Raw genomic sequence first — 24,127 nt, 5'->3', positions numbered from 1 at the left:
GTGCGCGCGGCGCTGGCCGGTCTCACCACCCGAGGCCGATCGTTCCTCGCCGCAGCCGTCGCCGCGGCGTTGTCCGCGGTACTGCTCGGCGAGAAGGACCTGCTGCGAGTCGCGGTGCTGCTCGCCATCCTGCCGCTGCTGGCGGTGCTCTACGTCGGGCGGAGCCGCTACAAGCTTGCCTGCCACCGCACCCTCGAACCACACCGGGTGCCGGTAGGGGCCAGTTCCCGAATAGTGCTGCAACTGCAGAACCTGTCCCGGCTGCCCACCGGCACACTGCTGCTGGAGGACCGGCTGCCGTACGCCCTGGGCAGCCGGCCCCGGGTGGTGCTGGAACGGTTGGGAGCGCAGCAGGCCAGCTCGGTGGCGTACACCGTGCGGGCCGACGTCCGGGGTCGCTACGAGGTCGGCCCGCTGGTGGTCCGGCTGACCGACCCGTTCGGGCTGTGCGAGCTGAGCCGGGCCTTCCCCAGCACCGACCGGCTCACCGTCATCCCGCAGGTCACCCCCCTGCCCACGGTCCGTCTGGCCGGTGAGTACGCCGGCTCCGGGGAGAGTCGTGCCCGGTCGGTGGCGGTGCACGGCGAGGACGACGCGGCGACCCGCGAGTACCGGCGCGGCGACGACCTGCGCCGGGTGCACTGGAAGTCCACGGCCCGCACCGGGGAGCTGATGGTACGGCGCGAGGAACAGCCCTGGGAGAGCCGCGCCACGGTGGTACTGGACACCCGCGCGCACGGCCATCGGGGCGACGGGCCGACCGCGAGCTTCGAATGGGCGGTGGCCTCGGCCGCCAGCATCGCCGTCCACCTGCGTCATTCCGGTTACAAGCTACGGCTGGTGACCGGGTCCGGGCTGGACGCCGACGCGTCCGAGGCCGGCGGCGACGGGATCCTGCTCGACCATCTCGCCGAGGTCCGGCTCGCCCAACGTAGCGACATCGCCGCCCTGGTGGATCGGGTCCGGCAACGGTCCGACGGCGGTCTGATCATCGCCCTGCTGGGCATGCTGACCCCCGCCGAGGCAAAGCTGCTGGCCGCGCTCCGCGGCAACGGGGCGACCTGCGTGGCGTTGCTGTTGAACAGCTCGACCTGGCTCAACCTGCCCGCAGCCGCCCGGGCCGAGGCCGCGCAGACGCGCAGCGCCGCCGTAGTCAGTCTGTTGCAGAGCGGGTGGCGGGTGGTCGAGGTCGAACACGGCAGCAAACTGGCCGCGCTGTGGCCGCAGGCGGGTCGGGGATCACAGGGGTTCGCCTGGCGGGCCGCGCTGGCCGAGACGGTCGCCGGAGGGGTGCGATGAGAGGCAGTCGTCGGCTCGGCCTCGTCGCCGGGGCAGCCACCCTACTGGCCGCCGCCCCGCTCTCCACGATCTTCCGAGACTGGACCTGGCTGTTGCAGTGCCTCATCGTGGTGGCGCTGCTCGTCGCGGTCGGGATGCTGCTGCGCTGGTGGCGGACACCCCTCTGGGCGCAGCCGATCGGTCTGCTCGGCACCCTGCTGATCGCGCTGACCTGGCTCTTTCCCAGCGGTCGCGAAATCCTCGTGGTGCTACCGACCCCGGACACCTTCGCGTACTTCGGCCAACTGATGAGCGGTTCGGTCCAGGACATCCGATCGTACGGGCTCAAGGTGCCCGACACCGAGCCGCTGCTGTTCATCACCGTACTGGGTGTCGGCTTGGTCGCGGTGGTGGTGGACCTGCTCGCGGTCGGGATGCGCCGGCCGGCGCTGGCCGGACTACCGATGCTCGCCATCTACGCGGTGCCCGTGGCGGTCTACGTCGACAGCGTGCCGCCACTGCCGTTCGTCGTCGGAGCGGCCGGCTTCCTCTGGCTGCTGGTCGCCGAGAACGTCGAACGGGTCCGCCGGTTCGGCCGCCGGTTCACCGGTGACGGGCGCGACGTGGACATCTGGGAGCCGTCGCCACTGGCGGCCGCCGGTCGCCGGCTGGCCATCGCCGGGGTGGCATTGGCGGTCCTACTGCCTTTCGTCGTACCCGGGATGACCGGTGGTCTGTTGGACCGGCAGAACTCCCTCGGTGGCGGGGGTCAGGGACGCGGCAGCCAGGGTGGGCCCGCCGGCCGGGTCGACCTCTTCGCCTCGCTCAGCGGCCAGCTCAACCAGTCGACCACCGTCGACATGGTCAAGGTCACCACCACCGAGTCGAACCCGTTCTATCTGCGGTTCGGGGTGGCCGACCGGCTCCTTCCCGGCGGGTTCGCGGCGAGCAATCCGAGCGGACGGCCGGTCAGCCGGGGTCTGCCGGATCCCCGGTCCGGCAGCCGGGCCGGGGTCACCTATCAGCAGCACCGGGCGGACGTGGAGACCACCGCCGGCTTCAACATGCCGTTGCTGCCGCTGTACCTCGACCCGTTGCTGATGGTCGAACTGTCGTCCGGCTGGCTCTACGACACCGACCAGCGGATCGTCTTCTCCCGGCGGGAGCAGTCGAAGGGCAGGAAGTACTCCTTCGACTACCTTCGGGCGGACTACACGCCAGCGGTGCTGGAGGCCGTGCCGACGCTGCCGGCAGACCATCCGATGCGCCAGCGGTACACGGAGACACCGAAGGTCCGCGAGGTCGAGGAACTCGTCGCCCAGTTGACCAAGGACAAGCGGACCGACTACGCCCGGGTACGGGCGATCTACGACCACTTCTCGCAGGACAACAAGTTCCGCTACAGCCTCGCCACCGAGGGTGGCACCAGCGGGCAGGACATCGTCGACTTCCTGACCAACCGGGTGGGCTTCTGCCAGCAGTACGCCTCGGCGATGGCGTGGCTGGTCCGGGCGGCCGGCATCCCGGCCCGGGTGGCGTTCGGGTTCAGCAACGGCACCCGGAAGGAGGGGAACACCTACACCCTGACCAACCGCAACCTGCACGCCTGGACCGAGGTCTACTTCGACGGCGTCGGTTGGGTGCCGTTCGACGCGACCCCGGCGGCCAGTGTGCCTGGTTCGACCCGTACCACGTGGGCACCGAACAGCGATGAACCGGCCCCGGTCACCCCGACGGCGGGACCGAACACCGCCGCCGGTCCGGGCTCCTCGGCCGGGCCGGGGGGTGTCGAGCGCCCCGAGCGGGATGTCGACCCGGGGTTCGACGCATCCGGCGCACCGATCGACCGGCCGGTCACCATCTGGCCCTGGTTCGTCGCCGCCGCGGTGGTGCTCCTGCTCAGTCTGCCGGCCCTCCGGCGGGCTCTGCTCCGCCGTCGCCGCTCGCCCCGGGTCCCGACCGGATCGGCCGCGCTGGCGGCGGCTGGGGCGAGCGCCACCATGCATCCGGTGGCAGAGGTCGGGCTGGTGGTGGACCAGGCCCGGGTAGAGGCACACGCGGCCTGGGACGAGCTGATCGACACCTTGGTCGACCTCCGACTCCGAGTCGACCCGACGGAAACCCCACGGGCGACGGTCGACCGACTGATCCGCGACGGTCACGTGGCCGAGCCGGCGGCCGAGGCCACCCGCCTGCTGGGCCGGGCCGAGGAGCGGGCCCGGTACGCCCGGGAGCCACTGCCCAGCGGCCAACTGATCGGGCCGCTGCACTCGGTACGCCGGGCCCTCGCCGCCGAGACCAGCCGACGTACCCGGATGGTCGCGACGGTTCTGCCACCCTCGGTGCTGATGCGGTGGCGCCGAGCGATCACGGACACCACGACCGGATTCATCACCTGGGTCGGCGGGGTCCGCAGCCGGCTGTTCAACCTCGACCGGCTTCGCCGTTGGCGCACCGGGCGGTTGACGGGCGGCCAGCCGACCCGCTGACGGCTCGCCGCCGGTGAAGGTCGCACCCCGACCCGGGTCAGGAAAGGGCGGCCCGGGTGGTCAGGAAGGGCGGACCCGGCCGGATCATGATCGGCCCGTCACGGCGAAGATCGTGACGGGCCGGACCTGACCGCGAGGTGAACCCGGTTCGCGTGCTTCATCCCATTAGTGAATTCATGCGTCATGCGCGCAAAAGGAACAGGCGCAGCGCGATCATGCCGGACATGCGTGATTCGTATGCGCAGGGAGAGCCAGCCGGACTGCGGCCGCCCCTGCCCACACGAATCACGCACGCGCGAACAACGCCGTTACTCGCTCGTCGCCCAGCGGGTGTGGTCACCCGCAACAGCAGGGAGACAGGTCAGCGGTGGCCTTCCGGCCGCTGACGCCATCTCTCCTCAAGCCGGTCGATCAACGAAGACCGCCGGGCGCGGGTGCGCCGACTGGCGGTGCCGCCAACTACGTGCAGGTCGGGTGACTGGGCCCGACGGTGGGAAAGCACCGCGAACCCGGCCGCGCCGAGCATGACCACGAAGCCGGCCACGCCGAGCAACGAAGATTTGCTCACCGTGCCGTAGACGACCAATGCAAGACCAGCGATGATCACGCCGGCAGCGACGAGTAGCCGACGCCGCGCATGGAAGCGTGGGTCGCTGGCACGCACAGCCGAGGCGAATTTGGGGTCCTCGGCAAGCGACCGCTCGATCTGCTCGAACAGGCGCTGCTCGTGCTCCGAGAGCGGCACGGCACTCCTCCCCGGTCACGTTGGTCGGTCCGGTCGGACCGACAGACCGTGGCAGCCAACCGGCTGCTTACCCGCAAGTCTACGAGGGGGGTCGCGGGTCGGAAAGCGGGACGACCTATGGCCGTGGCGGAATTTCCGTTCGGGCCCCTCCGCCGCCGTCCAACAGACTGGCCGGACGTACCACGGAACGCCCGAATCGGACAGCAGCGGCATCCACGGCCGCCTCGGCGTCCCGCCAACCGTGCTCCGGGGCGCCCAGAGCGAGCTGCTGCGGAGTCGAGCCGGCGGCGGCAAGCCCTTCGACCCGTACGCCCACGAGTCGAATCGGGCTGCTCGGGGCGAGCACACCGAACAACGCCCAAGCGGTCTCGAACACCTCGCGGGCGACATCGGTGGGCTCGGACAGGGTGCGGGACCGGTTCACGGTACGAAAATCGGCGAATCGCACCTTGATCGACACGGTCCGACCGATCTGCCCCGCCCGGCGCAACCGCATCCCCACCTTCTCGGCCAGTGCCAGCAGGGAACGCCGGATCGCCGCCGGATCGGCGACATCGGTGTCGAAGGTGACCTCCGCCCCGATCGACTTCTCCACCTGCTCGGGGTCGACCGGTCGGGAGTCGCGCCCCCAGGACAGCTCGTGCAGGTGGGTGGCGGCGGCCGGGCCGAGGGCGTTGCGCAACATGGCCACCGGGGCGTGGGCAAGATCACCCACGGTCGACAGCCCGAGCCGGCGCAGGCTCTCGGCCGCCCGCTCCCCCACCCCCCACATGGCCGCCACCGGCAACGGGTGCAAGAAGTCCAACACCTGCCCGGCCGGCACCACCACCAGCCCGTCGGGCTTGGCTCGGGTAGAGCCGAGCTTGGCGACGAACTTGGTCGACGCCACCCCGACCGAACAGGTGAGCCCCTCCTGCTCGGCGACTCGGGCCCGGATCAGTCGGGCGATCTCGGCCGGGCGGCCGAACAGCCGCCGGGCACCTGCCACGTCGAGGAACGCCTCGTCCAGGGAAAGCGGCTCCACCAGCGGCGTCACATCCCGGAAGATCTGCATCACGGCGCGGGACGCGGCAGCGTACTGCGAGAAGTCGGGGGGCAGAAAGACCGCGCGGGGACACAACGATCGGGCCCGCATGGTCGGCATGGCGCTGCGGACCCCGTACTCCCGCGCCTCGTAGCTGGCCGAACTCACCACCCCACGCGGGCCGACCCCGCCGACCACGACGGGTTGGCCACGCAGCTCCGGTCGGCGGCGCACCTCGACAGCGGCGAAGAACGCGTCCATGTCGACGTGCAGGATCGGGCAGTCGGTGTCGTCGGCGTCCGCACCGAAGCGCGGATCGTCACCCCGCGGAACGGACTGGCTGCGACCCATGTCGGCAGGTTAACCCCCGGGTGGGACAACCAGCCGACGCGTCCTGGCCGGTGCCGTTCACCGCCCGGGGCAGGAGCCCCGGCCCCGACCGAGCGACCGGTCCGCCGACGACGACCGGCAGCGGTGTCAGCTGCCCCGGACAACCAGCAACGGGATGGTCATCTCCGTCGCCGTACTGGAGCCGTGGTAGGCGACCAGCCGGGCCTCGACCGGGTTGTCGGTCCGGGTGGCCAGCACGGCGTACGACCCCTGGCAGGCCACCACCACGTCGCCGACCCGGGCCAGGTGCGACTCGGGCACCGGCCCGAACCAGCCGGCGGCGACCGCCTCCGCCCGGGTGGCCACCCATGCCGCCTCGCCCAGCACCGCCGACCAGGCGGCCACCACGTCGTCGGTCGCGCCGGGTTCGACATGCAGGTAGCGGACTCGGGGCTCACCCGCCACGACCCGTACGCCGGCCCGCAGCCGAGGATCGGCGTCGAGGTCGAACCGATGGTCCAGCGGCACGTTGAGCTGGCCGTGGTCGGCGGTGACCAGCAGCGCGGCATCGGCCGGCAACCCGGCGACCAGCCGGGCCAGCAACGCGTCCACGTCGGCTGCCGCCGCCCGCCAAGGCAGCGAGTCGACCCCACTGAGGTGCCCCTGGGTGTCCAGGTCCGGGTGGTAGCCGGAGACCAGCGTCGGCCCCGTACCGGCGGTCAGCGCCGCCAGCATCTCGGTGGCCAGCGCGGTCGGATCGGCGGCCCCCCGATAGGTCCCGCCCCGGTTGGCCGCCACCGTCAGGCCGCTGCCGGCGTACTCGGGTCGGCTCACCACCGTCACCGCGACCCCGGCCGCCTTCGCCAACTCCAACTGGGTGGCCACCGGCTGCCACCGCAGCGGGTCCGGGTCACCGAGCCGATCACCGGGCCAGTCGATGTGGGTGAGCACCCTGTCGGTGCCGGGCACGTTGACCCGGAAGCCCAGCACCCCGTGCGCGCCCGGGGCAGTGCCCGTGCCCAGGGTCACCAGGCTGGTCGGCGTGGTGGACGGAAACCCGGAGGTCAGCGGCCGACCATGCCGGGCCGCCAGGTCGGCCAGGGTCGGGGCATACGGGGCCGCGACCGGGATCTGGTACCAGCCCAGCCCGTCCACCAGCAGGACCGCGATCCGGCGTACCCCGTCAAGCTGCCCGACCAGCCCCAGCGGGTCGACGGCACCCGGCACCCCCAGCACCGCCAACGCGCTGGGCAGCACATCGGCCAGGCTGCCCGCGCCGTAGCGGGGCTGGACGGTGTCGAAGGGCTCGGTCATGACGTCCGGCGGGCGAACAGGTGCAACTGGGCGGCCAGATCCCGGTAGGGCGGGTACGCCGAAGCGGCCAACTCCAGGGCGAGCAGCGCCTGCGGATCCCCCTCGGCAGCGGCGGCGGGGATCAGGTCGGCGAAGACACGTACGCCATGGATCTCCTCCACCTGCAGGCCGGCGGTGTCCAGCAGGGCGGTGGCGCTCGCGGCGTCGTACCGTCGGCGCAGTGTGTCCCGGGGCCCGGCGCTGCCCTCCGCGTCGGCGAGCAGCGCGGCGGCGACGTCGAGGTGGCCGTTCATCGCCCGGCCCAGTACGGCGGCGGCCTGGCCGGCGACCAGCACACTGGCCGCGCCACCGGGGCGCAGTGCGGTGGCCACCGCCTCGACCACGGTGGCCGGATCGTCGACCACCTCCAACACGGAGTGGCACAGCACCAGGTCGGCGCTGGCCGGCTCGACCAGCCCGGCCAGGGCGTCACCGTCCCCCTGCACCGCCCGGACCCGGTCGCCGACCCCGGCCTCGGCGGCGCGACGGGTCAACGCGGCCAGCGCATCAGGGCTGGCGTCGACGACCGTCACCCGGTGTCCGGCCTGGGCCAGCGGCACGGCGAAGCCACCGGTGCCCCCGCCCACGTCGAGTACGGTGAGCGGCTCGCCGGCCCGGCGGTCGAGTTCGGTGCGCAGCACGGCCCAGACCACGGCGGTACGGGGGGACGGGTGCGGGCCGGCAGCAGCACCCGGGGCCACCGGTAAGCCGGCGGCGGCGGAAGTCGGCCGGCTCACCGTCGTACCCGGTCGGATGTGAGTTCGCTCCACCCGACCGAGCCTAGTGGGCGAGGCCCGGGATGGGGATTGCCGGTTAGGAAGGGCCTCTTGTTATCGCTTTTTGTATCGAAAGGGGCCCTTCCTAACCGCAAAGCGGCGTCAGTGCTACTCGTGGGCATCAGTGCTGCTCGTGGGTGTCAGTGCTGCTCGTCAGCCGTGTCGAGCATGTGGGTCAGTGCCCGGCTCAGCCGAGTAAGCCATTCCTCCCCGGTCCCGCCCACCCAGGGATAGTCCTTCTGGAAGTCTTCCCAATCCACGTCCAGGTCATCGATCGCGTCCGGAACGTCCTCGGCCGCCAACCACGGGTCCAGCACCTCGTCCAGGAGAGACGGGGACAGTTTCGCCCGGGGGTCCTCCGCGAGCAGGACCGCGTCATAGAGATCCTTCTCGTCGACGAGGCCGTCCGTCACCTTCGGTTGCTGCCGCAACAGGTCGGCCAGGTCGGCATAGAGGCGGTCGGCCTCGATCCTCTGATCAACCCAGCACCCAGTCGAGATCACCCGGCGCACGGGCCTGCTCTCCCGCCCAGGCTGGCGGCAGCATGCTGCCGCGCAGTACCAGCTTCTCCCGCAACGGCGACGCGGCGACCAGGGCAAGAGCATGATCCAGGGCTGTACGTCGCAGGGTCCGCCAGCGGTCCGCCTGCACCGGATCGGTGAACTCCGGCTTGCCGGGACGGATCCTGCGATCTCTGGACCGCTGTCCCGGCGGGGTGATCCAGCCGGGATCCATCGTCAGGCCCAGTCGCGTAACGGCTCGTCGTCACCTGTTCCGCCGTGTCAGGCTCCACCTGTTCCGCCGTCCAGACGTACCGTCAGGCGCGTCTCGAAATCTCCGGCGAAATCCTTCATGTCACTCCATTGTGCTCAGTCGCGGGTCCGGCCGGCCGACCATAACGACCCCCGCCGACAAGATCGACCGTCGAGGCAGGCCTTTCCTCACCCCTCAGCGGAAGTCGCGCGAGGCCGGACTGACCGGCGGGGTGATCGCGTCGAGCCGGTCGGCGGTCAGGTTCGTCACCCCGTCATGCCGTTCCAGCCGACCCCGTACGACCAGCGCGGCACTGGTCCGGGCCACCTTCCGGTAGCGCTGCCACAGCCCCGGTGAGCAGGTCACGTTGAGCATCCCGGTCTCGTCCTCCAGGTTGAGGAAGGTGACCCCACCGGCCGTACCGGGGCGTTGCCGGTGGGTGACGATGCCGCCGACACGTACTCGCCGGCCGGGCTCGACCTGGGCCAGTTTCGCGATCGGCACCGCCCCGAGGGCGTCGAGCTGGGGCCGGATGAACCGGGCCGGGTGGCTCTCCGGCGACAGTCCGGTGGCCCACACGTCGGCGACCAGCCGGTCGACCGCCTCCATGCCGGGCAGCACCGGTGCGCTCGCTCCGGTGACGGTGCCGGGTAGCCGGTCGGGCCGGTCCTGGGCGGCGGCCCCGGCCGCCCACAGCGCCTCCCGGCGGGTCAGCCCGAACCCGGCGAAGGCGTCCGCGGTGGCCAGCGCCTCCAACTGCGCGGCGGTCAGGCCGACCCGACGGGCCAGGTCCGCCATGTCCCGGTACGGTCCACCGGCCGTCCGCTCGGCCTCGATCCGCTCGGCCAACTCGTCGCCGACGGTACGGACACTGCCCAGCCCCAGCCGGACCGCCGGCCCGCCCAGCCCCCACCTGTGCGGTGGTTCACCGGGTGCGCTGCCCCACCGGGTGTCCGGGGTGGACTCCAGCACCGCCTTGGCTCCGCTGGCGTTGATATCCGGTCGGCGTACCTCGACACCGTGCCGCCGAGCATCGTCGACCAGGGTCTGCGGCGAGTAGAAGCCCATCGGCTGGGCGTTGAGCAGCGCGGCCAGGAACGGGGCCGGGTGGTAGCGCTTGAGCCAGGAGCTGGCGTAGACCAGGTAGGCGAAGCTCATCGCGTGGCTCTCCGGAAAGCCGTAGCTGGCGAAGGCGGACAGTTTCAGATAGACGTCGTCGGCCAGCTCGCCGGTAATGCCCCGCTCAGCCATACCGGCGTAGAGCCGGTCGCGGATCTGCGCCATCCGTTCGGTGGACCGCTTGGACCCCATCGCCCGGCGTAGCTGGTCGGCACCGGCCGCGTCGAAGCCAGCCAGGTCGATCGCGAGCTGCATCAGCTGCTCCTGGAAGAGCGGTACGCCCAGCGTCTTCTCCAGCGCGTTGCGCATCAGCGGATGCGGGTACGTCACCGGCTCCTGCCCGTTCTTGCGCCGAATGTACGGGTGCACCGAGCCGCCCTGGATCGGGCCGGGCCGGATCAGCGCCACCTCGACCACCAGGTCGTAGAACTCCCGGGGCTTGAGCCGGGGCAGGGTGGCCATCTGGGCTCGGCTCTCCACCTGGAACACGCCCACCGAGTCGGCCCGGCACAGCATGTCGTAGACCTCCGGGTCGTCCAACGACATGCTGCCCAGGTCCAACGTGGAGCCGATCAGGTCGTGGGCGTAGCGCAGCACCGAGAGCATGCCCAGCCCGAGCAGGTCGAACTTGACCAGGCCGGCGTTGGCGCAGTCGTCCTTGTCCCACTGGAGCACGGTGCGACCGGGCATCCGCCCCCACTCCACCGGGCACACCTCGATCACCGGACGGTCGCAGATCACCATGCCGCCGGAGTGGATGCCCAGGTGCCGGGGAAATGTCTGCAACTCGTTGGCGTACGCCACGACGTGCTCGGGGATGCCCTCGGCGTCCACCGCGGCAACCGAACCCCAACGGTCGATCTGTTTACTCCAGGCATCCTGCTGGCCGGGCGAGAAGCCGAACGCCTTGGCGATGTCCCGTACCGCCGAACGAGGCCGGTAGGAGATGACGTTGGCTACCTGGGCGGTGTGCTCGCGGCCGTACTTGGCGTAGACGTGTTGGATGACCTCCTCCCGACGGTCGGATTCGATGTCCACGTCGATGTCCGGTGGCCCGTCCCGTTCGGGGGCGAGGAACCGTTCGAAGAGCAACTGGTGGCGGACCGCGTCGACGTTGGTGATCCGCAGCGCGTAGCAGACCGCCGAGTTGGCCGCCGAACCACGCCCCTGGCAGTAGATGCCGCTGCGCCGGCAGAACTCGACGATGTCGTAGACGACCAGGAAGTAGCCGGGAAAGCCCAGCTCGTCGATCATCTTCAGTTCGTGGTCGAGCTGGTGGTATGCCTCCGGGTGCGCCCCGGGCGGCCCGTAGCGGTCCAACGCACCGGCCATGGTCAGCTCGCGCAGCCAGGTCATCTCGGTGTGCCCGGGCGGCACCGGGTAGGCGGGCAGTTCCGGGGCGACCAGGTGCAGGTCGAAGGCGAGTTCGGCACCGAGCGCGGCGGCCCGGGCCACCGCGCCCGGATGGGCGGCGAACCGGGCGGCCATCTCCGCCCCGGTACGCAGGTGGGCGGTGGCCGCCGCCGGCAGCCAGCCGTCCAACTCGTCCAGGCTGCGCCGGGCCCGTACGGCGGCCAGCGCGGTGGCCAGTCGGCGGCGGCCCGGGGTGGCGTAGTGCACGTTGTTGGTGGCGACGGTGGGCAGTCCGGCCCGGGCGGCCAGTTCGGCGATGGCGTCGTTGCGGTCGGCGTCGAGCGGGTCGCCGTGGTCGGTCAGCTCCACCGCCACGGATTCCGCCCCGAACAGCGCGGTCAGCCGGTCCAGTTCGCGGGCTGCCGCATCGACCCCCTCGGTGAGCAGCGCAGATGGCACCGGCCCCTTGCGGCAGCCGGTGAGCAGCAACACGTGGTCACGTAGTTCGGCGGCGACTTCGGCCAGCTCGCCGTAGACCGGGCGGCCCTTCTCCCCGCCCCGCAGCTGGGCCCGGGCGATGGTCCTGGCCAGCCGGGCGTACCCCTCCGGCCCTCGGGCCAGGACCAGCAGGTGCCGGCCGTGCGGGTCGGGTTCGCCGGTGCGGGGACCGGGCAGGTCCAGCGACAGTTCGGCACCGAAGACGGTGGGCAGACGCAGCGCCCGGGCCGCCTCGGCGAAGCGCACCACGCCGTAGAACCCGTCGTGGTCGGTGACGGCGAGCGCGGTCAGCCCCAGCCGGGCCGCCTCCTCGGCCAGCTCCTCCGGGTGGCTGGCCCCGTCGAGGAAGCTGAAGTTGGTATGACAGTGCAGCTCGGCATAGGGCACCGCGTCCGGGGGCGGCTCGACGGGTCGGACTGGAATCGTCTCGCGACTCCGGCTCCGGGGCGCTTCCTCGTCTCCGGCGGCGGCCAGTGGGTCCACCACCCGCAGGCGCCCGCCAGGCGTTGCCGGGTCGGCGGTGCTCAGCCCGGGGTCGGTGACGACCCGCCCGGGGTCGGCGGTGACCCGCCCGGAGAGCCGGCGTTCCAGCTCGGACCAGGGCAGGTCCGGGTTGTGAAAGCTCATCGCCGGGTCCCGCTGGGCCCGCCGGCACCGCGAGGCACGCCGACGTGGCTAGTCATAGATGGCCTCTACCGTCCACTGACCGGCGGCGAGGCAGAGCAGCAGAGCGCCCCCGTCGGCGAGACTGACCTGGAACCGGGCCGCCCGGCGGGCCTCGGCCGGGGCCCACCAGCGTTCGTCGACCGGCCACGGCCCGGTCCAGCCGACGATCTCCACGGCTGCGGTCGTACCGACGGTGAGCCGGGCCGGCGCGGCGCTGACCTCCAGTCGGGCGGTCACCCCGACCAGTTGGCCGGTGCTGTCGTGCACGGCGGCCGGCAGTGGCACGGGCAGCACCACGGCCGGAGCGGGTGGCGGCAGCCGGCCCGGCCACGGCGGGGCCAACGGTCGGGCAGGAAGCCGCTCGTCGCCCCACGGCACCAGGCGGGCCTGGTCGGCCGGGGCACGCCCACCACCGAGTACGGCGGTAACCACCGACTCGGGGCCGAGGATGCCCTGCACCCGGCTCAGCGCCCGGTGCGCGCGCTCGCGTTCCGCGCCGGTCTCACCCCAGAGACCGGGTTGCAGGCCAGCCTGGGCGAGCACCCCGGCGGGGACCAGCCGGAGCCGGATGATCCCGGCGGTGGGGCGGGGTGGGGCGAGCCGGCCACCGCCGCCGGGCCGCCGGTTGGTGCCGGAGAGCCAGCCGTCGAGTTGCCAGCGCACCCGGTCGGCGATCGCCGCTGCGGTGAGCAGGCCGTCGTGCCGCCACACCCGGTGCAGTTCCTGCCCGTCGGCGGTCACCGCCTCGATGCCGAGCCGGGTGCAGGCCAGGCCGTGTCCGGCGAGCGTGTCATGCAGCCGTTCGGCCAGGGCTCGGGCGGCGAACGCGGCGGCGTCGACCCGGTCCAGCGGCTCGTCGTACGTCTCGGTGGCGTCCAGGTCCGGCGGTGGGCGACGGACCGCGAGCGGCCGGTGGTCGCGGCCGGCGGCCAGCCGGTGCGCCAGCGCCGCGTCGAACCCGAACCGGGCCAGTACGTCCCCGGCGGGCAGCGCCGCGAAGTCGCCCAGGGTACGCAGGCCGAGCCGGCGCAGCAGGTCGGTCAGTCGGGGCCGACCGAGCGCCTCGACGGGTTGGTCGGCGAGGAAGTGCGGGGTCTGCCCGGGCGGGACGATCCGGCCGGCGCGGGCGGCCAGGCCGGCGGCGAAGACCCCGTCGGCGATGCCGATCTGGCTCTCCACCTCGCAACTTTCGGCGACGTGTTCGACGATCCGTTCGGCGGCCGGTTCCTCGCCGCCGAAGTAGCGGGTCGGGCCCCGGGCGGCGAGCGCGCAGATCCCTGGCCGGAGCACCTCCACCCCAACGGCGACCTCCTCGACGGCGGCGACCACCGGCTCGAAGGCGCGGGCATCCCGGCCGGGATCGTACGCGACGACGGTCAGCTGGGGGCAACGGCTCTGCGCCTCCCGTTTGCGCAGGCCCCGGCGTACGCCGTCGCGGCGGGCAGCCTCGGAGCAGGCGACCACCCGGTTGGCGTGCAGCACCGCGACCGGGTCGACGGCCGGTACCCCGTCGACGATCTCGGCGGCGATCACCGGCCAGTCGGGGCACCAGACGAGCAGAGTCCGCACCGGCGTCCCGCCGTCCCCCATCACACCTCCCTTGACCAGTGACAATGCCAGATTAGAACACGCGTTCGATTCGCGTCCGGCCGACCCGGAAGGAGGAGGTGGAGCACAGCCCATGCGGCTCGCTAGTGTCCTGCGCCAGAAATTCGCCTACAAAATCGTGCGAGTGATTCGAGGATCTCTTCGGCGGTCTTGGTCCAGATGAAGGGACGTGGATTGCTGTTCCAGTCGGTGATCCACGCCCGGATGTCCGCCTCAAGGGACCGGACGCTCTTGTGCGCGCCACGACGGATCTTTTGTTCGGTGAGGTAGCCGAACCAGCGTTCGACCTGGTTGAGCCAGGACGAGCCGGTCGGGGTGAAGTGCATGTGGAAGCGGGGGTGTCTGGCGAGCCAGGCCCGGATGGCCGGGGTCTTGTGGGTGCCGTAGTTGTCGCAGATCAGGTGGATGTCGAGGTCGGCGGGCACGGTCTTGTCGATCGCGGTCAGGAACTTCTGGAACTCGGTGGCGCGGTGCTGGCGGTGGAGTTGGCCGATCACGGTGCCGTCGGCGACGTTGAACGCGGCGAACAGGCTGGTGATGCCGTTACGGACGTAGTCGTGGGTGCGGCGTTCCGGCATGCCGGGCATCATCGGCAGTACCGGCTGGGAGCGGTCCAAGGCCTGGATCTGGGATTTCTCGTCGACGCACAGCACCACGGCCCGTTCCGGCGGGTTGTGGTACAGGCCGACCACGTCAACGACCTTCTCCATGAACTGCGGATCGGTGGACAGTTTGAACGTGTCCGCCCGGTGTGGCTTGAGGCCGAAGTCCCGCCAGATTCGCCCGATGGTGGACTTCGACAGCCCGGATCGCTCGGCCATTGACGTGCGGGACCAGTGCGTGGCGTTGCGTGGTACCTGCTCCAGAGTCGCGACCACCACCTGTTCCACCTGGTCCAGGCTGATCGACGGCGGGCGGCCCGGCCGTTGCTCGTCGATAAGGCCGTCGAGCCGCAGCTTCAGGAACCGCCGCCGCCACTTACCCACAGTGGACAGATGGACACCCAGCTCCGTCGCCACGTCGACGTTCGAGGCGCCCTCGGCACACGCCAGGATGATCCGTGACCGCATCGCCAGAACCTGCGACGACTTCGCCCGCCGTGACCAGCGCGTCAACGTCGCCCGCTCTTCGTCCGTCAGCGTCAACGGTGGGGTCGGACGCCCGGTTCTTGGCATCCTCGTAGCCTACACCCACTTATAAGGCGAATTTCTGGCGCAGGACACTAGTGTCCTGCGCCAGAAATTCGCCTACAAAATCGTGCGAGTGATTCGAGGATCTCTTCGGCGGTCTTGGTCCAGATGAAGGGACGTGGATTGCTGTTCCAGTCGGTGATCCACGCCCGGATGTCCGCCTCAAGGGACCGGACGCTCTTGTGCGCGCCACGACGGATCTTTTGTTCGGTGAGGTAGCCGAACCAGCGTTCGACCTGGTTGAGCCAGGACGAGCCGGTCGGGGTGAAGTGCATGTGGAAGCGGGGGTGTCTGGCGAGCCAGGCCCGGATGGCCGGGGTCTTGTGGGTGCCGTAGTTGTCGCAGATCAGGTGGATGTCGAGGTCGGCGGGCACGGTCTTGTCGATCGCGGTCAGGAACTTCTGGAACTCGGTGGCGCGGTGCTGGCGGTGGAGTTGGCCGATCACGGTGCCGTCGGCGACGTTGAACGCGGCGAACAGGCTGGTGATGCCGTTACGGACGTAGTCGTGGGTGCGGCGTTCCGGCATGCCGGGCATCATCGGCAGTACCGGCTGGGAGCGGTCCAAGGCCTGGATCTGGGATTTCTCGTCGACGCACAGCACCACGGCCCGTTCCGGCGGGTTGTGGTACAGGCCGACCACGTCAACGACCTTCTCCATGAACTGCGGATCGGTGGACAGTTTGAACGTGTCCGCCCGGTGTGGCTTGAGGCCGAAGTCCCGCCAGATTCGCCCGATGGTGGACTTCGACAGCCCGGATCGCTCGGCCATTGACGTGCGGGACCAGTGCGTGGCGTTGCGTGGTACCTGCTCCAGAGTCGCGACCACCACCTGTTCCACCTGGTCCAGGCTGATCGACGGCGGGCGGCCCGGCCGTTGCTCGTCGATAAGGCCGTCGAGCCGCAGCTTCAGGAACCGCCGCCGCCACTTACCCACAGTGGACAGATGGACACCCAGCTCCGTCGCCACGTCGACGTTCGAGGCGCCCTCGGCACACGCCAGGATGATCCGTGACCGCATCGCCAGAACCTGCGACGACTTCGCCCGCCGTGACCAGCGCGTCAACGTCGCCCGCTCTTCGTCCGTCAGCGTCAACGGTGGGGTCGGACGCCCGGTTCTTGGCATCCTCGTAGCCTACACCCACTTATAAGGCGAATTTCTGGCGCAGGACACTAGTGCCGTGACCACGAACGTTCAGAGTGTCGGGGTCAGGCTGCGCGGGTGGCGGGTTGGCCCCATTGTCGTTGTCGTTCGCTGCGAATGCGGGCGCGTTCGCGGCGTTGGGCTGCCAGGACGTCGGGGTGGCGGGTGTTGGCGTTGCGCCAGCGCAGGTAGGTCTGCAGTTTCCGGGTCAGCGTGGGGTGGTTGGGATGGTTCGAGCCGGCGATGACGAAGGTGCGTAGCGGCCCGAACTGGGCCTCGATCGGGTTGGCCCAGGAGGCGTAGGTCGGGGTGAAGCACAACTCGACCTTGTTCCGGGCTGCCCACCTGCGAATTTTGAGGCCTTTGTGTGCGGACAGGTTGTCCAGGATCACGTAGATCGGTGCCCCGTCCGGACGGGCGGCGCGGATCGACTTGAGTGCGGCGAGGGTGTTCACGGCACTCTTGCGGCATCGGACGACGCCCCAGAGTTGGTCGTCACCGATGCTGTAGCAGCCGTGGAACTGCCGGACGCCGTGCAGTTTGTGATAGTTCGCGGGCAGCCGGTGTGGGTGTCGGGCCGGTGCCCACCCGGCGCCGGCCTGCGGGCGGATCGTGAGGGGACCGAACTCGTCGAACGCGAACACCCGCTGCGGGAAGTGGCTGCTCACGTACTCGATCCGGGCGAGTTTGGTGTCCCGGTCAGGGTCGGTGGACTCCTTCCACGTTTTTGTCCGCTGGAAGGTGATCTTCTGCTGGTGCAGGATCTGCCGCAGCCGCTCCCGCCCGATACGGATCGGGCGGGCAGTATGCGAGCCCAGGTAGTCGGCGAGCTTACGCACACTCCAGCGGGTGAACGGTTTCCCCAGTTTCTCGGGGCGGGTGTTGGCCGTCTCGACGATGAACGCTTGATCGTCAGGACTGATCTGGCGGGGACGGCCACCCGCCCACTGAGGGTCCAGGCTGGCCATCCCCATCTCGTTGAACCGGTGGATGACCTGCCGGATCGTGTCCTCGTCGGCTTGGACGAGGCGGGCGATCGCCGGCACCGTGTTCCCGCCGGCCGAGGCGAGCACGACCATCGCCCGCCGTAGTCGGATCGCTGAACCGGTTCCCCGGCGAGTAATTCTGAGCAGCTGCTGACCCTCCTGGTCACTCAGCCGCCGCACACGTACAGGATCTGCCACCGCCACAGCCTGACCGCCACGACGCCGCCCAGCCGACAGGCCGGACGGCGTGTCACCCAACACCGCGAACGTTCGTGGTCACGGCACTAGATGATTGAGTCCTAAATCCCTGCTGGTCAATGGTCGTATGCGATGAGTGATCTTGGGTTGGGTGCGCCGATGTTGGTGTTGTGCCAGATCACGGCAGCCAGGGCGAGTAGGCGTTGACCGACGCGGGCGAACAGGCCGTCGTGTCGGCGGGCTCCGTGTCGTTCCAGGGAGAGTTGGCCTTTCAGGCTCTGGAAGATCGACTCGATCCATTGGCGGGCGCGGAGCAGGGCTTTCTCGGCCGGGGTGCGTGGGGCGTCGGCCTTGGCGTTAGCGCGTTTCGGGCGGACCAGGTGGATGCTCCGCAGGTCGCAGAACTGGTCGAACTCCGGGCTGGCGAAGCCACGGTCGGCCAGGATGACCTGCCCGTCGGCGATTAGGTGGTGGTCGGCCTCGATGAGGGCGGCCATCACCTCCCGTTCGTCGAGTTTCGGGTTGGCCAGGCACCACAGCACGGGCATGCCCTCGGCTGTGGCCAGTAGATACAGGCGCATGCCCCAGAAGTAGCGGGAGTGTGAGGCGCTGTAGCCGTAGCCGGCGTCCCCGGCCAGGTCCGAACGTTTCGTGGTCTCCCGCGAGGTGCCGCACGGTACCGGGGTGGAGTCGATCAACCTGAGGATCGGGGCACTGGTCGGGGTGACATGGGCCAGGGCCCGGAGCACGGTGGCGATGAGCTGACCGCTGCCGCGGACCCGTTTGCCGTAGCCGGACGCGGTCGGCAGGTACGGGAACATGTCGCGCAGGTGGGTGCCGGCCCAGCGGATCCAGTGCCGTTCACGAGGGAAGTCGAACAGGACCTGGGTGATCATCAGGCAGACCAGTTCGGCGTCGGACAACCGCTGGGGCCGGCCGGGACGGCGGCGACGCGGTACCAGGTGATCGTCTACGAACACGTACAGTGCGGTCAGAAGGGTGTTGATGTCAGCTGTCACGAGCAGACAACGACACCCTTCCCTGTACCAGTACGCCGGCACCTCCCACCAGCAAAGATTTAGGACTCAATCATCTAGCACCTGCCGGCCGGATCGGTGACGACTCAGTAGCAGGATCGGTGACGGCTCAGCAGCAGGATCGGTGACGGCTCAGCAGCAGGACGCACGGCGTGTCGTGCCGCTGAGGCGCATCCGATCATGGGAACAACGGAGACGCTCGCCTCGGAGGTGATCCAGGCGACACCCGTACGAGGAAGCCGTTCCAGTTGCCACTCTTTTGCAGTTACTCTTGCGCGGCCAGGCGTAGATGATCTCTTTGGCCCCTGAAGGAGCGGCAGCGATGACGGCAACCACCGTGACCGGCCAGCCGACGCCGCAGCGTCAGCTCGAAAACGGATACCTGATCCGGCCGGCGACCCGGGACGACGTCGGCGCCGCCCGCAGCGTCATGCTCGACACCGTCTACCACGACCTGCGCTCGGGTTACGTGCCGCGCTGGCACGCCGACATCATCGACATCGAGGGCGCCTACCTGGACCCGCCCCGGCACATCCTGCTGGTGGCCGAACGGGACGGCCAGGTTGTCGCCACCGGCGGCGTACGCTCGCACGGCCCGAAGCACCCGCCGAACCCGGCCTGGATCGCGCAGCGCTACCCCAGCGGCAGCACCGCCCAGCTCTGCCGGATCTACGTTCGCGCCGAACACCGCCGACAGGGGCTGGCCCGAGCCCTGGTGACCACGCTGCTCGACTTCGCCGCTGCCACCGAGGGCTACGACACGGTCTACCTGCACACCGACCCGGCCTCGCCGGGTGCGGAGGCGTTCTGGCGGGCCACCGCCCGGCTGGTCTGCGACGAGCGGGAACTGCCCGAACGGCAGGAAGTGGTGCACTTCGAGATCCCCCTGCCGGGCCGGCAACCTGCCCCGCTACCGGAGACGGCCGCAGCAACGCAGCCGGCCACACTGTCGACCAGGTCGGACCGATGAGGGCCGCCGTACGCCGGATCGCCGCGCCCCTGCTGGTGCTGCCCCTGCTCGCCGGCTGCTTCGCCAGCACCGAACCGGACTCCGAGGCCGCCGACCGCCGACTACGGGTCGCCATCTCCTTCGTCCCGATCAAGGGGTTCTCGCTGCACAGCGACGACTCCGTACGGCTCAGCCAGATCGGCGTCGTCGAAGGGCTCACCCGACTCGACGCCGAAGGGGCCGTACAGCCGGCGCTGGCCACCGAGTGGACCCGTACCGACGAGCTGAGCTGGCGCTTCACGCTGCGCAAAGCCACCTTCCACGACGGCACCCCGGTCACCGCCCCGGCGGTGGTCACCGCGCTCACCCGGGCCGATCAGGCCACCCCCCGGCTACGGGTGCTCACCGGCCACCGGTTGACCGCCACCGCCGAGGCCGACGACACGGTCACGGTGCGCACCGACGTAGCCGACCCGATGCTGCCGCAACGCCTGGCCAGCCCGGCGCTGAGCGTGCTGGCACCGAAGGCGTACGCCGCCACCGACCGGGTGGACCCGATCCGAACCGGCACCGGGCCATTCACGCTGACCGGGGTCGAGGGATCGCAGCGGGCCACCCTGGACCGGTTCGACGACTACTGGGACGGCCGAGCCCAGGCGAGCGGCGTCGACGTGTCGTTCATCCCGGACGGTACGGCGCGCGCCAACGCGCTGCGTACCGGTGAGGTCGACGTCGTCGACACGATCCCGGTGGCGCAGGCGGCGGTGCTGGCCCCAGAGAACCTGCGGCAGGTGCCCACCACCCGGACCATCGGCCTGTACCTGAACACCAAGCGGGGGGTCTTCGCCGACCCGGCGGTACGCGCCGCCGCCCGGACCGCCGTCGAGACCGGCCCACTGGTCGAAGGCGTGTACGAGAGTCGGGCCGACGCTGGACAGGGCCTGTTCGGGCCGGCGCTGTCGTGGGCGGCGGGCAAGCGGATCGCCCCACAGCGCACCGCGCCCGCCAAAGTGCCGGTCGGCACCCGGATCACGCTGGCCACGTACACGAACCGGGCGGAGCTGCCGGAGACCGCCACCGTCCTGCAACAGCAGCTCGAACGGGCCGGTTTCGTCGTCCAGCAGGACGTCCGGGAATACTCCCAACTGGAACCGGACGCGCTGGCCGGCACCTTCGACGCGCTGGTGTTGTCCCGCTCCGCCGGTCAGGAGACCGGCGACCCGATCTCCCAACTGGCCAGCGACTTCACCTGCGCGGGCAGCTACAATCTCGCCAAGCTCTGCGACCGTACGGTGGACGACCTGGTGTCGAAGGCCGCCGCGCTGGACGACCCGGCGGCCCGACAGGACGCGATCATGCGGGCCGAGGCGGCCATCCTGGGCACCGACGCGGTGGTGCCGCTGGTACACGAGCGGATCATCCAGGGCGTGGCCGCCGGCATCCAGGGGGTGCTGCTGGACCCGCGCGAGCAGCGGCTGATCGGTCCGGGCACCCGGGCCGGCTAAAGCGCATGCCCCGGCCCGTCCTGCCCGCGTCCCTGGTCCGGCTGGTCAGCCGGGTCGTCGCCGCGGCGGGCCTGCTGCTGGTCATCGGCCTGCTGCCGTGGCTGGCCCGGACCGATCCGGCGCTGACCGTGCTGCGGACCCGCTCCGCCGAGCAGGAACCCACCGCCGAGGTGCTGGCCGCGATCCGACGGGAGATCGGGCTGGACGCCGGGCCGCTGGCCCTGCTGGGCCGCTGGTGCGCCGGCCTGCCGCGCGGTGACCTTGGCACCTCATGGCTCTCCGGCGAGCCGGTGGGGCCCACGCTGGCCGCCGCGCTGTCGGTGTCGCTGACCCTGATGCTCGGCGCGGTACTCGTCACGCTGACGGTGGCCGCGCTGCTCACCGCCCGTACCGCGATCAACGGCGCGCGCCGCCGGGGCAAACCCGGCAGCGGTACGACCGGCGCACTGCTCGCCGCCCTGCCCGAGTTCCTGCTCGCCACCGTGTTGGCGACGGTGGTGGCGGTGCAGTGGGGCTGGGCTCCGGCCCAGGGCTGGGACGGTCCGGCGTCTATGGTCCTACCGTCGCTGGCGCTGGGGGTTCCGGCCGGGGCGATCCTCGGTCGGCTGCTCGGCGATGCCCTGCCCGCCGCCTACGCTGAACCGTGGGCCAGCAGCACCACCGCCCACGGGCTGCCCACCCGGCGGATCGTCGCCCACGCGCTGCGCCGCTGCCTGCCCCCGCTGCTGCCGCAGCTCGCGCTGATGATGATCGGACTGACCGGCGGGGCGGTGGCGGTGGAGAACCTGTACGCCATCCCCGGCCTCGGCCGGCTCACCCTCAACGCGGCGATCGCCGCCGACCTGCCGGTGCTGCAGGGCGCGGCGCTGGCGTTGCTGCTGCTCGGGGCGCTAGTCGGCGGGCTCGCCCAACTCGGCCGGCGACTGCTGCTCGGGCCCGCGTTGCGCGATCACGCGCTACCGGCGCTGCACCCGCCCCGGCGGACGGCCAGCCGCTGGGCAGTCACGGTGCCGGTCGGCCTGCTGCTGCTCCTCGGTACGACCATCGGCCTCGGTCTGCTCCGCGATCCGCTGACCGTGGACCTGACCGCCCGGCTGGCCGCCCCGTCCTGGGCGCACCCGTTGGGCACCGATGCGCTGGGGCGGGACCTGCTCGCCCGGCTCGGCCACGGCGCGCTGCGTACGATCGCCGTCGCGCTCGCGGTCAGCGCCGCCACCCTGGTCATCGGGATACTGCTGGGGCTGCTGCCCCGCGCCACGGTCGGGCTGGTCGACGTGGCCAACGCCGTACCGCCGGTCGTCGCCGGACTGCTGGTCGTCGGGGTCGCCGGACGGGACACCGGCAGCGCCGCGCTCGCCATCACCCTGGTCAGCTGGGCGGCACTGGCCAGTCACACCGCAGCCCTGGTGGAGCAGGAACGGGCCGCCAACCATCTCGTCGCCGCCGTCGGGCTCGGTGCCGGCCGGTGGCATCTGCTGCGCCGGCACCTGCTGCCGGCCGTACTGCCGGCGGTGTTCCGGCACGCCGTGCTGCGTGTACCGGCGATCGCCCTGGCCTTGGCATCGCTCGGTTTCCTGGGCCTGGGCACCCAACCGCCGGCTCCGGAGTGGGGCCGGCTGCTGGCCGAGAACCTGCCGTACGCCGAGCGGGCCCCGTGGTCGGTGCTCGGCCCGGCCGCCGCGCTGGCCCTGCTCGGTGCGCTCGCGGTGGGCACCGCCGCACTGTCGTGGCGGGACCGGCCCACCCGATCGGCGTCTGCCACGCCAGCGGCGGCGCCGGCCCGCTCCCGTGAACCAGCACTGGCCGGTCGTCCGTGAGCGCCGCATCCCCCGATACGGTGACGTCGGCAGAACCCGTCAGTCGTCGCCGCCGCTTCGCCGGCCTGCGGGACCTGCGCGACATCCGGGACCTCCGGGACCTACCGGCGCTGCTCAAACTGCTGATCGGCACGCAGCTCGCGTTCAACGTCGGGTTCTCCGCGGTCCTGCCGTACCTGTCGGTGCACCTCGACCAGGCGCTCGGCCTGGCCGGCTGGCTGGTCGGGCTGCTGCTCGGCCTGCGTACCTTCAGCCAGCAGGGCCTGTTCGTGGTCGGCGGGGCGCTCACCGACCGGTACGGCCCCCGGCCGATCGTGCTGGTCGGCTGCGCGCTGCGCGTAGCCGGATTCGTCGGTCTGGCGTTCGCCGGTGAGGTGTGGTCGGTGACCGCCTCGGTGCTGCTGATCGGCTTCGCCGCCGCGCTCTTCTCCCCCGCCGTCGAGTCCGAGGTGGCCCGCCAGGCGGTCCGCTACGAACGCGACGGTCACCTGCCGCGTAGTCGGGTGCTGGCGCTCTTCTCCGTCGCCGGGCAGATCGGCGCGTTCACCGGCCCGCTGCTCGGGGCGCTGCTGCTCTTCGTCGACTTCCGCGCCGCCTGCCTGGCCGGGGCGGTGGTCTTCGTCGCCATCCTCGCCGGCCACGCCCGGCTGATGCCCCGGCACATCCCGGGCCGACCTCTCGACAGCGCCCCGGCGGCCACCCGTACCGGGCTGCGGCTGCTCGCCGGCAACCGGCCGTTCCTGGTGCTCTGCCTGGCCTACAGCGGCTACCTGCTCGCCTACAACCAGCTCTACCTGGCGATACCGCACCAGCTCGGCTCGTCCGGCGCGCTCGCCGGGCTGCTCGCCCTCTCCTCGGTCCTGGTCATCGTCGGCCAGTTGCCGGTCACCCGCTGGGTCAGCCAACGGCTGGCACCGCGTACCGCCACCCGGGTCGGGCTGCTCATCGTCGCCGCCGGGTTCGCACTGGTCGCCGCCACCTACCCCATCCGGTACGCCTTGGGCGTGCTGCCCACCGCCGGGTTGGTCGTACTGCTCACCGTCGGACAGATGCTGATCGTGCCCTCGGTCCGCTCCTGGCTGCCCGACCTGGCCGAGGAGCACCACCTCGGCCTCTACACCGGGGCACTGTCGTCGATATCGGGGCTGGTGGTGCTCGCCGGCAGCTCGGTCACCGGCCTGCTGCTGGACTCGGTCGGCGACACCCCGATCCCATGGCTGCTGCTGGCCGCCGTACCGGTCGTGTGCGCGGCCATACTCGGGGTCACTCGACAACGTGCCGCTTGATCACGGCTCGACCCTGCGCGGAGCT

Annotated in this window: 18 protein-coding genes; 6 read left to right on the top strand and 12 right to left on the bottom strand. The window is 71.1% G+C overall.

What is annotated here, in order from left to right; translation table 11 throughout:
- Positions 1–1,299, top strand: a complete 1,299-nt coding sequence (locus tag FHR38_RS24670; protein WP_184540158.1) for a DUF58 domain-containing protein — start codon at positions 1–3, stop codon at positions 1,297–1,299.
- Positions 1,296–3,767, top strand: a complete 2,472-nt coding sequence (locus FHR38_RS24665; protein WP_184536889.1) for a transglutaminase TgpA family protein — start codon at positions 1,296–1,298, stop codon at positions 3,765–3,767. The genes FHR38_RS24670 and FHR38_RS24665 overlap by 4 nt, the downstream gene beginning before the upstream one ends.
- Positions 3,768–4,128: 361 nt before the next feature.
- Here FHR38_RS24665 and FHR38_RS24660 read toward each other — a convergent pair whose 3' ends face one another.
- From FHR38_RS24660 to FHR38_RS24610, 12 genes are all read right to left on the bottom strand, one after another.
- Positions 4,129–4,512 (bottom strand): SCO2097 family morphological protein, encoded by a 384-nt coding sequence (locus FHR38_RS24660; protein ID WP_184536888.1) that lies wholly within the window; start codon positions 4,510–4,512, stop codon positions 4,129–4,131.
- A 115-nt stretch (positions 4,513–4,627) separates the two neighbouring features.
- On the bottom strand, positions 4,628–5,887 hold the full coding sequence (locus tag FHR38_RS24655) for a DNA polymerase IV (protein ID WP_184536887.1): 1,260 nt from the start codon (positions 5,885–5,887) through the stop codon (positions 4,628–4,630).
- A gap of 126 nt (positions 5,888–6,013) precedes the next feature.
- Positions 6,014–7,180 (bottom strand): alkaline phosphatase family protein, encoded by a 1,167-nt coding sequence (locus FHR38_RS24650; protein ID WP_184536886.1) that lies wholly within the window; start codon positions 7,178–7,180, stop codon positions 6,014–6,016.
- Positions 7,177–7,920 carry a class I SAM-dependent methyltransferase gene (locus tag FHR38_RS24645; RefSeq protein WP_184540156.1) on the bottom strand — a complete coding sequence of 248 codons (744 nt, stop codon included), beginning with the start codon at positions 7,918–7,920 and terminating at the stop codon, positions 7,177–7,179. Before FHR38_RS24645 ends, FHR38_RS24650 begins: the two co-directional genes overlap by 4 nt.
- A gap of 215 nt (positions 7,921–8,135) precedes the next feature.
- The gene (locus FHR38_RS24640; protein WP_221449172.1) at positions 8,136–8,498 is read right to left on the bottom strand and encodes a hypothetical protein; all 363 of its coding nucleotides are present in this window, start codon (positions 8,496–8,498) and stop codon (positions 8,136–8,138) included.
- Positions 8,473–8,730, bottom strand: a complete 258-nt coding sequence (locus FHR38_RS31685) for a hypothetical protein (protein WP_221449171.1) — start codon at positions 8,728–8,730, stop codon at positions 8,473–8,475. The genes FHR38_RS24640 and FHR38_RS31685 overlap by 26 nt, the downstream gene beginning before the upstream one ends.
- A 213-nt stretch (positions 8,731–8,943) precedes the next feature.
- Positions 8,944–12,246 carry an error-prone DNA polymerase gene (locus FHR38_RS24635; RefSeq protein WP_376771497.1) on the bottom strand — a complete coding sequence of 1,101 codons (3,303 nt, stop codon included), beginning with the start codon at positions 12,244–12,246 and terminating at the stop codon, positions 8,944–8,946.
- A gap of 147 nt (positions 12,247–12,393) precedes the next feature.
- Complete coding sequence (locus FHR38_RS24630; protein WP_184536884.1) at positions 12,394–13,974, bottom strand: DNA polymerase Y family protein; 1,581 nt, start codon at positions 13,972–13,974, stop codon at positions 12,394–12,396.
- A 101-nt stretch (positions 13,975–14,075) separates the two neighbouring features.
- The gene (locus FHR38_RS24625) at positions 14,076–15,167 is read right to left on the bottom strand and encodes an IS630 family transposase (RefSeq protein WP_184536062.1); all 1,092 of its coding nucleotides are present in this window, start codon (positions 15,165–15,167) and stop codon (positions 14,076–14,078) included.
- A 47-nt stretch (positions 15,168–15,214) separates the two neighbouring features.
- Positions 15,215–16,306 (bottom strand): IS630 family transposase, encoded by a 1,092-nt coding sequence (locus tag FHR38_RS24620; protein WP_184536062.1) that lies wholly within the window; start codon positions 16,304–16,306, stop codon positions 15,215–15,217.
- 83 nt (positions 16,307–16,389) lie between these two features.
- A complete protein-coding gene (locus FHR38_RS24615) occupies positions 16,390–17,508 on the bottom strand; it encodes an IS630 family transposase (RefSeq protein WP_312882111.1) in 1,119 nt (372 codons plus the stop codon).
- Between the two features lie 116 nt (positions 17,509–17,624).
- Entirely contained in the window at positions 17,625–18,527 is a 903-nt protein-coding gene (locus tag FHR38_RS24610; RefSeq protein ID WP_184531708.1) for an IS982 family transposase, read from the bottom strand.
- Between the two features lie 340 nt (positions 18,528–18,867).
- On the opposite strand from FHR38_RS24610, the gene FHR38_RS24605 reads away from it, so the two are divergent.
- From FHR38_RS24605 to FHR38_RS24590, 4 genes are read left to right on the top strand one after another with little or no spacing between them, the layout of a single operon-like run.
- Positions 18,868–19,515 (top strand): GNAT family N-acetyltransferase, encoded by a 648-nt coding sequence (locus FHR38_RS24605; protein ID WP_184536883.1) that lies wholly within the window; start codon positions 18,868–18,870, stop codon positions 19,513–19,515.
- Positions 19,512–20,999 carry an ABC transporter substrate-binding protein gene (locus FHR38_RS24600; RefSeq protein ID WP_184536882.1) on the top strand — a complete coding sequence of 496 codons (1,488 nt, stop codon included), beginning with the start codon at positions 19,512–19,514 and terminating at the stop codon, positions 20,997–20,999. The genes FHR38_RS24605 and FHR38_RS24600 overlap by 4 nt, the downstream gene beginning before the upstream one ends.
- Positions 21,000–21,004: 5 nt before the next feature.
- Positions 21,005–22,816 carry an ABC transporter permease subunit gene (locus FHR38_RS24595; RefSeq protein WP_184536881.1) on the top strand — a complete coding sequence of 604 codons (1,812 nt, stop codon included), beginning with the start codon at positions 21,005–21,007 and terminating at the stop codon, positions 22,814–22,816.
- A 20-nt stretch (positions 22,817–22,836) separates the two neighbouring features.
- Positions 22,837–24,102 carry an MDR family MFS transporter gene (locus tag FHR38_RS24590; RefSeq protein ID WP_221449170.1) on the top strand — a complete coding sequence of 422 codons (1,266 nt, stop codon included), beginning with the start codon at positions 22,837–22,839 and terminating at the stop codon, positions 24,100–24,102.
- The last annotated feature ends 25 nt before the right edge of the window (positions 24,103–24,127 follow it).

The organism is Micromonospora polyrhachis, assembly GCF_014203835.1.
GTDB classification, from domain to species: Bacteria; Actinomycetota; Actinomycetes; order Mycobacteriales; family Micromonosporaceae; genus Micromonospora_H; species Micromonospora_H polyrhachis.
Note: the sequence above shows the minus strand (reverse complement) of the source record. Positions and strands in the feature narration are given on the sequence as shown.

Excerpts from the sequence above, each read along its gene's own strand:
- FHR38_RS24650 (WP_184536886.1), bottom strand. The coding sequence starts at position 7,180 with ATGACCGAGCCCTTCGACACCGTCCAGCCCCGCTACGGCGCGGGCAGC.
- FHR38_RS24600 (WP_184536882.1), top strand. The coding sequence starts at position 19,512 with ATGAGGGCCGCCGTACGCCGGATCGCCGCGCCCCTGCTGGTGCTGCCC.
- FHR38_RS31685 (WP_221449171.1), bottom strand. The coding sequence starts at position 8,730 with ATGGATCCCGGCTGGATCACCCCGCCGGGACAGCGGTCCAGAGATCGC.
- FHR38_RS24625 (WP_184536062.1), bottom strand. The coding sequence starts at position 15,167 with ATGCCAAGAACCGGGCGTCCGACCCCACCGTTGACGCTGACGGACGAA.
- FHR38_RS24620 (WP_184536062.1), bottom strand. The coding sequence starts at position 16,306 with ATGCCAAGAACCGGGCGTCCGACCCCACCGTTGACGCTGACGGACGAA.
- FHR38_RS24595 (WP_184536881.1), top strand. The coding sequence starts at position 21,005 with ATGCCCCGGCCCGTCCTGCCCGCGTCCCTGGTCCGGCTGGTCAGCCGG.
- FHR38_RS24605 (WP_184536883.1), top strand. The coding sequence starts at position 18,868 with ATGACGGCAACCACCGTGACCGGCCAGCCGACGCCGCAGCGTCAGCTC.
- FHR38_RS24630 (WP_184536884.1), bottom strand. The coding sequence starts at position 13,974 with ATGGGGGACGGCGGGACGCCGGTGCGGACTCTGCTCGTCTGGTGCCCC.
- FHR38_RS24655 (WP_184536887.1), bottom strand. The coding sequence starts at position 5,887 with ATGGGTCGCAGCCAGTCCGTTCCGCGGGGTGACGATCCGCGCTTCGGT.
- FHR38_RS24665 (WP_184536889.1), top strand. The coding sequence starts at position 1,296 with ATGAGAGGCAGTCGTCGGCTCGGCCTCGTCGCCGGGGCAGCCACCCTA.